The 10,979-nt window shown below is 41.4% G+C and carries 9 protein-coding genes; 7 read left to right on the top strand and 2 right to left on the bottom strand.

The annotated features are described in order from the left end of the window. Positions 1 to 392: 392 nt before the first annotated feature. Together secA and prfB are read left to right on the top strand one after the other, a co-directional pair. On the top strand, positions 393 to 2,906 hold the full coding sequence (secA, locus tag V7122_RS01955) for a preprotein translocase subunit SecA (RefSeq protein WP_335525656.1): 2,514 nt from the start codon (positions 393 to 395) through the stop codon (positions 2,904 to 2,906). A 245-nt stretch (positions 2,907 to 3,151) separates the two neighbouring features. Further along, positions 3,152 to 4,253, top strand: a protein-coding gene (gene prfB / locus V7122_RS01960) for a peptide chain release factor 2 (RefSeq protein ID WP_335525657.1) whose coding sequence is annotated in 2 segments (ribosomal slippage) — positions 3,152 to 3,223 and positions 3,225 to 4,253 — 1,101 coding nt in all. Because the reading frame shifts where the segments join, the coding sequence is not laid out codon by codon here. A 176-nt stretch (positions 4,254 to 4,429) separates the two neighbouring features. On the opposite strand, the gene V7122_RS01965 is transcribed toward prfB, so the two are convergent. Continuing rightward, positions 4,430 to 4,666 (bottom strand): hypothetical protein, encoded by a 237-nt coding sequence (locus V7122_RS01965; protein ID WP_335525658.1) that lies wholly within the window; start codon positions 4,664 to 4,666, stop codon positions 4,430 to 4,432. A gap of 237 nt (positions 4,667 to 4,903) precedes the next feature. Here V7122_RS01965 and V7122_RS01970 point away from each other — a divergent pair, with 237 nt between their 5' ends. Both V7122_RS01970 and cccB read left to right on the top strand, forming a co-directional pair. Further along, the gene (locus V7122_RS01970) at positions 4,904 to 5,770 is read left to right on the top strand and encodes a YitT family protein (protein ID WP_335525659.1); all 867 of its coding nucleotides are present in this window, start codon (positions 4,904 to 4,906) and stop codon (positions 5,768 to 5,770) included. A 54-nt stretch (positions 5,771 to 5,824) separates the two neighbouring features. Then, entirely contained in the window at positions 5,825 to 6,184 is a 360-nt protein-coding gene (gene cccB, locus V7122_RS01975; RefSeq protein ID WP_335346013.1) for a cytochrome c551, read from the top strand. 164 nt (positions 6,185 to 6,348) lie between these two features. On the opposite strand, the gene V7122_RS01980 is transcribed toward cccB, so the two are convergent. Next, positions 6,349 to 6,720, bottom strand: a complete 372-nt coding sequence (locus tag V7122_RS01980; protein ID WP_335346007.1) for a hypothetical protein — start codon at positions 6,718 to 6,720, stop codon at positions 6,349 to 6,351. A 668-nt stretch (positions 6,721 to 7,388) separates the two neighbouring features. Here V7122_RS01980 and ftsE point away from each other — a divergent pair. The 3 genes from ftsE (at position 7,389) to V7122_RS01995 (ending at position 10,702) form a co-directional block, all read left to right on the top strand. Further along, positions 7,389 to 8,075 (top strand): cell division ATP-binding protein FtsE, encoded by a 687-nt coding sequence (gene ftsE / locus V7122_RS01985; RefSeq protein ID WP_335525660.1) that lies wholly within the window; start codon positions 7,389 to 7,391, stop codon positions 8,073 to 8,075. Then, positions 8,065 to 8,958 carry a permease-like cell division protein FtsX gene (gene ftsX / locus V7122_RS01990; RefSeq protein WP_335346005.1) on the top strand — a complete coding sequence of 298 codons (894 nt, stop codon included), beginning with the start codon at positions 8,065 to 8,067 and terminating at the stop codon, positions 8,956 to 8,958. The genes ftsE and ftsX overlap by 11 nt, the downstream gene beginning before the upstream one ends. Before the next feature lie 286 nt (positions 8,959 to 9,244). Then, the gene (locus tag V7122_RS01995; protein ID WP_335346004.1) at positions 9,245 to 10,702 is read left to right on the top strand and encodes a S41 family peptidase; all 1,458 of its coding nucleotides are present in this window, start codon (positions 9,245 to 9,247) and stop codon (positions 10,700 to 10,702) included. Positions 10,703 to 10,979 lie beyond the last annotated feature (277 nt).

The following is a 10,979-nucleotide window of genomic DNA, read 5'->3' on the forward strand; positions in this document are numbered from 1 at the left end:
ATAAAAGTGGCGGATATATCACTGAAAGTAGCGGATATATCAAAACTCCGCAATTTTACCAATAAAAATATATACAAATTTCAGTTCATTTAAAAAAGGAATTCCAATTCGTATAATAAAATATAGACAATAAACTTCGAAATTAGCTAAAAATATGGTAAGAACAAACTATAAACAGTTTTCCGCCAAAATTCCCTCCGTACCCCTCCTAACCCCCATAAGTTGTCACTCCCTAGTGAAAGTGTTAATATTAATAGGTGTAAATATGCGATTTCATGGGAGGATTCAGCCGGTTAGCAGCGAATCTTTTTTAAGCTAAGCTGAGATTTAAGCAGATTGTAAAATAAGGCTTTCACATTTCCTCCCATATCCAATATAAAGGAGCGTTTTTAATGCTTGGAATTTTAAATAAAGTATTCGATCAAAATAAACGCGAATTAAAACGCCTAACCAAAATAGCTGATCAAGTAGAGACCTATGCGGCAGATATGGAAAAGCTTTCAGATGATGAGCTCCGCGGGAAAACGGAAGAATTTAAAGCGCGCTACCAAAAAGGCGAGTCATTGGATGATTTGCTAGTAGAAGCTTTTGCGGTTGTGAGAGAAGGCTCTCGCCGTGTTCTTGGTTTATATCCGTACCCTGTTCAAATCATGGGGGGAGCTTCCCTGCATGATGGAAATATTTCCGAGATGAAGACAGGGGAAGGGAAAACCTTAACCGCTACGATGCCCGTGTATTTAAATGCTCTATCAGGCAAAGGGGTTCATGTTGTAACGGTGAACGAATATTTGGCGAGCCGTGATGCGAACGAAATGGGCCAACTGTATGAATTTCTTGGGCTCACTGTCGGGTTGAATTTAAATGGCCTGACAAAGGAAGAGAAGCAGGCTGCGTACGCTGCGGATATTACGTATAGCACAAATAACGAGCTCGGCTTCGATTATCTTCGTGACAACATGGTTCTTTACAAAGAGCAAAAGGTTCAGCGCCCGCTTTATTATGCGGTCATTGATGAGGTTGACTCGATTTTAATTGATGAAGCCCGTACGCCGTTAATTATTTCGGGTACTGCTCAAAAGTCAGCAGCCCTCTATATTCAGGCGAACGCTTTCGTACGTACGCTCAAAATAGACGAGGATTATACGTTTGATGAAAAAACAAAAGGAGTTCAGCTGACAGAAGAAGGGATGACGAAGGCTGAGCGTGCTTTTGGTATTGAAAACCTGTTTGATATTAGTCATGTAACCCTAAATCATCATATAACGCAGGCATTAAAAGCTCATTCAAGCATGCATCTTGATGTGGATTATGTCGTTCAAGAAGGCGAAATTGTCATTGTTGACCAATTTACCGGCCGTTTAATGAAGGGGCGCCGCTATAGTGACGGGCTTCACCAGGCCATCGAGGCAAAAGAAGGTCTGGAAATTCAAAATGAAAGCATGACACTTGCAACGATTACCTTCCAGAACTACTTCCGTATGTATGAAAAGCTTGCGGGGATGACGGGTACAGCAAAGACAGAGGAAGAGGAATTCCGCAATATTTACAATATGAATGTTGTCGTGATTCCAACGAACCGTACGATTGCCCGTGATGATCGTGCCGATCTTATTTATTCATCGATCGATGGAAAATTCCGTGCGGTTGTGGAGGATATTGCTGAGCGCTACAAAAAAGGACAGCCTGTTCTTGTCGGTACAGTTGCGATTGAAACATCTGAAGTCATTTCAAAATATTTAACGAAAAAGGGCATTCGCCATAATGTATTGAATGCGAAAAACCATGGACGTGAGGCTGAAATTATTGCCAATGCCGGTGAACAGGGTTCTGTAACGATTGCGACAAACATGGCAGGACGTGGTACGGATATCAAGCTGGGTGAAGGCGTTAAGGAATTGGGCGGATTAGCTGTTATCGGAACGGAACGCCATGAAAGCCGACGGATTGATAACCAGCTTCGCGGACGTTCTGGCCGTCAGGGAGACCCTGGGGTTACGCAATTTTACCTTTCAATGGAAGATGAGCTAATGCGCCGCTTCGGTTCTGACAATATGAAGTCGATGATGGAGCGTCTTGGTATGGACGATTCTCAGCCGATTCAAAGTAAAATGGTTTCTAAAGCTGTTGAATCTGCGCAGAAGCGAGTGGAAGGAAATAACTTTGATGCTCGTAAACAGCTTTTATCCTATGATGATGTCCTTCGCCAGCAGCGTGAAATTCTTTATACACAGCGTAATGAAGTGTTGGAATCAGAAAATCTTCGTGAGATCGTTGAGAAAATGATTATGACTTCCCTAGAGCGTAATGTGGAAGGATTCGCTCCTAATACTGGCGATGATGAAGAATGGAACTACCAAGGTCTGGTCGATTATGTGAATGGAAACCTTCTGCATGAAGGAGATATCACGGTTAATGACCTTCGCGGCAAGGAATCTGATGAAATCGTTGATGCGATTTTTGCAAAAGTAAAAGAACGCTACGATGAAAAAGAAGACATTCTTCAGCCTGAACAAATGCGTGAATTTGAAAAGGTTATCGTTCTCCGTGCAGTAGATTCGAAATGGATTGATCATATTGATGCGATGGATCAGCTTCGCCAAGGAATTCACCTTCGTGCGTACGGTCAAATTGATCCATTAAGAGAATACCAGCATGAAGGCTTCGCGATGTTCGAGCACATGATCTCGGCGATCGAAGAGGATGTAGCGAAATATATCATGAAAGCTGAAATTCGCAATAACCTTGAGCGTCAAGAGGTAGCAAAGGGTCAGGCTGTAAACCCTAAAGAAGATGGCGAAAAGGTGAAGAAAAAGCCAGTGGTCAAGCAAATCAGCGTGGGCCGAAATGATCCATGTATTTGCGGAAGCGGCAAAAAGTATAAAAACTGCTGTGGGGTTAATGCATAACTGCTCACAGAAGAACTAATAAGGGCCGGCGAGCCGTTCAGAACAGCTTTGCCGGCCTTCTTGCGGTTTTTTTAGCCCTAAAAGGGCAATTTCTATAAATTAGATGTGAAATTTTTAATTGGAAACAGTATAATAAATATCATGTTTTTTTAAATAAGGCTAAATTAGTGATTGTTGTTGATTTAGCCATATGTTTGATAATATTCCTGAGTAAAAATAACAATTCATTATATGAGGTGACGAAATTGGAATTAGCAGATATTCGACATGAGTTAGAAAAAGCAGCTAAGCGTTTGGCGGACTTTAGGGGGTCTCTTTGACTTAGAAAACAAAGAGGCACGAATTGCGGAGCTTGATGATACGATGCTTCAGCCTGGTTTCTGGGATGACCAGCAGCAAGCTCAGGTGGTAATTGGGGAGCTTAATGGATTGAAGGATCAAGTGCATGAGCTGTATGATTTGAACGAAACGTATGATAATTTGGAGTTAACCTATGAGCTCGTTAAAGAAGAGGATGACCAGGAGCTTCGGCAAGAGCTTGAGGCGGAGTTAAAGGAAATGTCCAAACGCTTCAACGAGTTTGAGCTGCAGCTTCTTCTTAGCGAGCCATATGATAAAAATAATGTCATTCTTGAGCTGCATCCAGGTGCGGGCGGAACGGAATCACAGGATTGGGGCTCCATGCTGCTGCGCATGTATACGAGATGGGCAGAAAAGAAAGGCTTTAAGGTTGAGACACTTGACTACTTGCCAGGAGACGAGGCTGGGATCAAAAGTGTAACCTTGGGTATTAAAGGCCACAATGCATACGGCTATTTAAAGGCGGAAAAAGGGGTGCACCGTTTAGTCCGAATTTCTCCATTTGATTCCTCAGGCCGTCGTCATACCTCCTTTGTTTCATGTGAGGTTATGCCGGAATTTAATGATGAGATTGATATCGACATTCGGACAGAGGATTTGAAGATTGACACTTACCGTTCAAGCGGTGCCGGCGGGCAGCACGTTAATACAACGGACTCTGCAGTAAGGATCACGCATATTCCAACAGGAGTGGTTGTGACGTGTCAAACGGAGCGTTCCCAAATTAAAAACCGTGAACATGCCATGAAGATGCTTAAAGCCAAGCTCTATCAGAAGAAAATCGAAGAGCAGGAACAGCAAATGGCCGATATTCGCGGAGAGCAAAAAGAAATTGGCTGGGGAAGCCAAATTCGTTCTTACGTATTCCATCCATACTCAATGGTAAAAGATCATCGGACAAACACAGAATCTGGGAATGTGCAGGCCGTCATGGACGGAGAGCTGGATTCATTTATTGATGCCTTCCTCAGGTCAAAATTAAGTTAATAGATAAAAGCCTTTGCTCGATTTTACTATCAGCAAAGGCTTTTTTGTTCTATTTGGAATTTTGGCGTTTGCCTTTGATGATTGGGAGGCAATTACTTGAAGTGGATTCTTATCCTTCGATTTCATTAATGTGTATTTTTTCTGACCAAGAAGTTTAGTATCAGCGGAGTTATCTTTTAATTGCTAGAAAGAATTCGAATGGCATCTTCATGCTGATCTAATTTTGAATGGATATGCTTGAAATGGCTTCTAAACTCTGTAGCATTATTCTGAACCGTCTCCTCAAGCTTGAAAAGTCTATGATCAATAGTATCCAATCTTTCATCAACCGCATCGAATCTTCGATCAATTTTATCAAATCTCTTAGAATGATCTTTCAGCTGATCTAAAATTTCATAAAGAATTTTCTCCATCTTTGTTCACCTCCTTTTCGTGATTATACCACAGAATCAGGCTGAAAAAGCCTTTAGCCTTTTACTCATTCATAGTTTTAGCCAATACTCCGCAACCTACTATATAGGAAAAATTCCTAGGTCATTTTACCGCGTTAAAACAGCAGTCTGATGGCATTTACACATACATAACCTCATGCTATACTCACTGACGGCATTAGCTGCAATATCTGATTTTTACTTAAAAGGAGTTTTCCTATGAGAAAAGCAAGACGCGATTTTTCACAGAACATAATATGGGAAACCATGCAGGAATATCTATCCATACTCATCGGTGCTGCAATCATAGCAATTACGTTCAATGTGTTTCTGCTGCCGAATCAAGTGGCATCTGGCGGGGTGAGCGGGATTAGTACGATTTTGGCCGCGGTTGTGGGCTGGGAGCCGGCGTATGTGCAATGGGCATTTAATATACCGCTCTTTATTGCCGGAATAGTATTTCTCGGAAGGAAGTTTGGGGTGAAAACGCTGGCAGGTACCGTTTTTCTGCCGTTTGTCGTTTTTTTGACAAAGGGGTTTGAGCCATGGACAAATGATCCGTTATTAGCCTCCCTATTCGGAGGGATCGGAGTGGGACTTGGGCTGGGGATCGTTTTTAGAGGGAAAGCATCAACTGGCGGAACCGATTTGGCTGCACAGATTATTAATAAATACACGGGCCTGACACTTGGGACATGTGTTGCGATTATTGACGGCTTAATTGTACTGACTGCTGCGATTGTGTTTGATATTGAGAGAGGGCTTTACGCATTGCTGGCTCTCTATGTGACGAGTAAGACAATTGATATTGTTCAAATTGGAATGAAACATTCAAAGATGACGTTGATTATTACGGAAAAAGAAAATGAAGTTCGTGAAGGAATTCTGAATAAAATAGACAGGGGTGTGACAAAACTAACAGCATATGGCGGTTATACCGAAAATGAACGCCCGATTCTAATGTGTGTCGTCGATCAGACAGAATTCACAAAGTTGAAACAATTGGTCAAAACCATTGATCCTGCTGCGTTTGTCGTGGTTTCGGATGCCTCTGAGGTCCTTGGGGAGGGTTTCAAAAGGGTATAAGATATTGGTATAATATAGCTGTAGTATGTAATTTTACCAGAGGGGGATATAATGGTGAAAAAGAAGCTTCTTGCATTATTAATGGGTACATCCCTAGTTCTTGCTGCTTGTGGCGGCGGTGGCGACAATGCTACTGAAAAAGAGGATACAGGTACAACAGGCACCACAAACGGCGGTGAAACAACAACAGCTGGAGATGGAGATGCTCAAAAGCTGTATGATCAAAAATGCTCAAGCTGCCATGGTGCCAACCTTGAAGGTACTGTTGGTCCAAAACTTTCTAATGTTGGGGCTAGCCTATCCAAAGAAGATATTGAAAATATCATTGCGAATGGACAAGGTGCAATGCCAGCAGGTCTTCTTAAAGGCGATGAAGCAACACAAGTTGCAGATTGGTTAGCTGCTAAAAAGTAAATAAAACGAGAAAAACGCTCTGTTTTTAAAGACAGAGCGTTTTTTTTATAAGAAAGCATTACTTTTCTTGAGTTTAAAGTAAGCTACTTCTGAAAAGTAGAGTTTAAAAAAATAATCTCTTTAGGGCAAAGTTGTTTATCTTTATTTTAAACTGTCGCCATATTTCACTGTTGGCCTTTCTTTTCAATAGCGCCCATTCCCTCTAAAAGTATCTTGGCATCAGAATTTAAATATTGGACTACGTCATTTCTTAATAGCAGTTCCGCTTTATCCTTTATAAATAATTTTAATCCCCTTAAATCAAACCTAGTTGCATAAGTATTAATTGAATGTATTGTTGCCATGTCCTGTCTGCTAAGAGACTTTGTAATTGAACTGTTTGTGAAAAAATCTAGTAAAGTCCTTGCATTACTTTTTAAAAGGTTTTTATTTCCATTTAATGAGTCGATATTCTCTTCAATATACTTTCTTGCAGTAACTAAATCCAGTTCTTCCACACTGATATTAATTTTAGATATTAGTTCTTGAATTTGCATATCATCATTCCCTTACCTTTTCCTTTTGCTTCTAGTATCGGATTCAAGTAAGAAAATTGAAGGCTTATCGACAATATTAGACATAATACTTACTTTTCATTTGGCGTTCGTGTTGTTGCGCATTATCGTCCTAATGTAATAAAGCACATTAATATGTGCTTTAAATAAATTCAAATTCATAATCCTCGAGTGTCCATCCTTCGCCTAAATCTCTTGGGTGTCTTGGTTTCTTCCTTTGGGCAAAGCCCAGCCTGTTCACTTACTCCAAAAATCAAAAATAATCTCCAAAGGGCAAAGCAAGACCTATTCATTTACCACAAAAGTCAAAAGGAGTCTTTCCATGAGGCTCATTTTGTGCTTGTCGGGGGTGAACACAAGGAAAGCTTCTGCGAATATTCATTGCAGGAACAATTGTACTTTGATTGTCCGAAGGTGCTTGCGATTTTTTATTTCCCTCTAAATCCACTTATTTCACCGTGAAAAGAAAATGTAATAATTTTTCAAGGTAATTAGACAACCTATGATGTTATAATGGAAAAGTATAAATAGCTGAGGTGTCTTGTTTACGTTTTTTTGCTGTCGAATTTTAACGAATATTGTTTGACTAAGGCCCTAATAAAGTGAGCGGCCACTCAATCGAAACTTTAAGAAAATATTAGGTGATGTAAATGATAGAAATGCAAGATGTATATAAAAAGTACCCAAATGGGGTAGTTGCTGCAAATGGGATTGATGTTCATATTAAGCCGGGAGAGTTTGTGTATGTCGTAGGTCCAAGCGGAGCAGGGAAATCAACCTTTATCAAAATGATGTACAGAGAAGAGAAGCCTACGAGCGGAACGATTACAATAAATGGCGTAAACCTTGGGAAGTTAAAAGCGAATAAAGTTCCTCTCCTTCGCCGTAATATTGGCGTTGTATTCCAGGACTTTAAACTGCTGCCAACTTTATCCGTTTATGAAAATGTCGCTTTTGCGTTAGAAGTGACAGAGGAACAGCCTAAATATATTAAGAAACAGGTTATGGAAACGCTGGAGCTTGTGAGTTTAAAGCATAAAGCCCGTATGCTGCCAACTGAATTGTCTGGAGGGGAGCAGCAGCGTGTGTCAATTGCGCGTTCCATCGTCAATTCCCCTAAGGTTGTAATCGCCGATGAGCCAACGGGAAACCTTGACCCTGACACATCATGGGAAATTATGAACATCTTTGACGAAATTAACACAAGGGGTACGACTGTCGTGATGGCAACACATAATAAAGAAATCGTAAATACGATTAAGCACCGTGTAATCGCCATTGAGGGCGGAAAGATCGTTCGTGACCAGCAGAGAGGTGATTATGGCTATGAAAGCTAGAACATTACGCCGTCACCTAAGAGAGAGCTTGAAGAGTCTTGCGAGAAATGGCTGGATGACTTTTGCCTCTGCCAGTGCTGTAACGGTAACGCTTATTTTGGTCGGTGTTTTCTTCGTTATTATGATGAATTTGAATAAAGTGGCAACCGATTTAGAGGAGCAAGTTGAAATCCGCGTCCATGTCGATGTTGCTGCCAATGAACAGGATCAGAAGATATTAGGGGAAAAGATTGAAAAAATTTCAGAGGTGAAATCCGTTGTTTATTCTCCGAAAGATAAGGAGCTTGATAATCTGATTGAAAGCTTCGGAGAAGAAGGGGAAGCCTACAAGCTGTTTGAACAGGACAACCCGTTAAATGATGTCTTTGTTGTCAAAACAAAGAAACCTGCTGACACGATGATGGTCGCGAAAAAGATTGAAAAAATGGAATACGCGGCAAAGGTTAATTATGGCCAAGGGAAGATTGAAAAGCTCTTCTCATTCATCAAATCCAGCCGTAACGTTGGGATCGTTCTTATTGTGGGATTATTGTTTACGGCCATGTTCCTGATCTCGAATACGATCAAAATCACCATTGTTGCTAGAAGAAGAGAAATTGAGATTATGAGATTAGTAGGGGCTACCAATGCCTTTATCAGATGGCCATTCTTCTTGGAGGGCTTATGGCTCGGTATCATTGGGGCCATTATGCCAATCATTCTCGTTACGGTCTCGTACTATTATCTATATGATTTCCTTGCACCGAAGCTTAAAGGGAATTTTATAGAGATTCTCGCTTTTAACCCATTTGTCTACCAAATTTCCGGTTTGCTGCTCCTCATGGGCGCATTGATTGGAATTTGGGGCAGTATGATGTCTGTTAGAAAGTTTTTAAAAGTATAGGAATTTACGGAGGAAGGGGCCACTGGCTTCTTCCTTTTTGCGTTGTATTGAAATCGTGTTCTAAGTTTTCTATGTAGTCCGCAAAAATAAGATCTCATAAACCCTATCTCTCATAAAACTCTCATAACCCGTCCATTTTGGTCATATATTGAATTATTAAGGCCTCCCAATTATTCAAAAAGGCGTCAATATTTTTGAAAAAATGTTTATAAAAAGCGAAAGCATTCGCCTTCCCAAAAGCGGAACTAATCACCCTTAGTGTGTAGCGAATAGAAAGGAAGATGGGATGAATAGAAAATGGATGGCGTTATTGATGACAGGTTCACTTCTGACAGGGGCGGGCGGTACATATGCGGGCATGAAAGTCTTAAGCCAAGGTACCGTGCTGGAACGATTAGAAAATAAATCTTCCGAAATGGAAGAGGGAAATTTCCCATCGGCAACTGGAAAAGGTGATTTAACAAAAGTAGAGCAGGCGTATAGTCTTATTCTTAATAGCTATGTTGAAAAGGTTGGAGAGCAGCAGCTAGTAGAAGGAGCCATTCAAGGCATGCTTGCGACCCTTTCAGATCCGTATTCCATCTATATGGACAAGGAAACGGTCAAACAATTCAATGAGACTCTTGAATCCTCCTTTCAAGGAATTGGTGCAGAAGTAGGCATGGAGGAAGGAAAGATTATTATTATTTCCCCTTTTAAAGAATCTCCTGCCGAAAAAGCGGGATTAAAGCCCCGTGATCAGATATTGAAGGTGGATGGAGAAAGCTTAAAGGGGATGGATCTTTTCCAGGCAACCTCCAAAATCCGCGGAAAAAAAGGCACGAAGGTGAAGCTGGAAATCGCGCGCAATGGATTAAAGGAGTCGCTTATTGTTGAGGTGAAGCGTGACGAAATCCCTCAAATTACGGTGTTTCCAGAAATGAAAAGGCAAAATGGGAAGAAAATCGGTTATATCGAAATAACATCCTTTTCAAACGATACAGCTTCGGAGTTTGAAGAAAGCCTTAAGTCATTAGAGGAAAAAGGCATGGAAGGCTTAGTGATCGATGTGCGAGGGAATCCTGGTGGGCTATTAATATCGGTAGAGAAAATTTTGAAAGAGCTCGTCACAGATGGAAAGCCTTATATCCAAATAGAAAAACGCGAAGGTGAAAAGAAAAGATATTACTCGAGCTTAAAGGAGAAAAAGGAATACTCGATCGCCGTTCTAATTGATAAAGGCAGTGCGTCAGCTTCTGAAATTCTGGCGGGTGCCCTAAAAGAGGCGGAAGGATATGCGCTCATCGGGGAGAATACATTTGGCAAAGGGACAGTTCAGCAGCCGGTACCGATGGGGGATGGCAGCAATATTAAATTAACTTTATATAAATGGCTGACGCCTGATGGAAATTGGATTCATAATGAAGGGATCAAGCCGACATTGGAGGTAAAGCAGCCTAAGATTTTTTATACACATCCGCTCCAAATTAATAAAACTCTTGAGAAAGATATGAACAATGAGCAAGTGAAAAACGCACAGGAAATGCTCGAGGGCTTAGGCTATGGGCCAGGTCGAAGCGATGGATATTTCAGTGAATCTACGGAAACGGCTGTACGTGCTTTCCAACAGCAGCACGATCTGAAACCTACCGGAGCCATCGATAAAAAGACAGCCTCCGCACTCGAACAGGCGGTTATTGCCGAAATGAAAAAAGAAGAGAATGACATGCAGCTGCAAATGGCATTGCGGCTTGTAGCTAGATAATATAATGAAGGTCACCGTTTTTGATGAACGGTGGCTTTTCTGTTTTTTGAGGACCTTTGCCGCATGAAAAGTCCGTCCAGCTCAGCTGCAAGGACATTTTGGGAGCCCTTGCCAATTGAAAAGTCCGTCCAGCTCAGCTGCAAGGACATTTTGAGAGTCTTTGCCGCATGAAAAGTCCGTACAGGTCTGCTGCAAGGACATTTGGAGAGCCTCCGCCATATGAAAAGTCCGTCCAGCTCAGCTGCAAGGACATTTTGGGAGCCATTGCCGCATGAAA

This window comes from Bacillus sp. JJ1532 (assembly GCF_036965085.1).
GTDB lineage: Bacteria > Bacillota > Bacilli > Bacillales > Cytobacillaceae > Cytobacillus.

Coding starts and splice junctions, on each gene's coding strand:
- secA (WP_335525656.1), top strand. CDS start 393: ATGCTTGGAATTTTAAATAAAGTATTCGATCAAAATAAACGCGAATTA.
- ftsX (WP_335346005.1), top strand. CDS start 8,065: ATGAAAGCTAGAACATTACGCCGTCACCTAAGAGAGAGCTTGAAGAGT.
- ftsE (WP_335525660.1), top strand. CDS start 7,389: ATGATAGAAATGCAAGATGTATATAAAAAGTACCCAAATGGGGTAGTT.
- V7122_RS01965 (WP_335525658.1), bottom strand. CDS start 4,666: ATGGAGAAAATTCTTTATGAAATTTTAGATCAGCTGAAAGATCATTCT.
- V7122_RS01995 (WP_335346004.1), top strand. CDS start 9,245: ATGAATAGAAAATGGATGGCGTTATTGATGACAGGTTCACTTCTGACA.
- V7122_RS01980 (WP_335346007.1), bottom strand. CDS start 6,720: ATGCAAATTCAAGAACTAATATCTAAAATTAATATCAGTGTGGAAGAA.
- V7122_RS01970 (WP_335525659.1), top strand. CDS start 4,904: ATGAGAAAAGCAAGACGCGATTTTTCACAGAACATAATATGGGAAACC.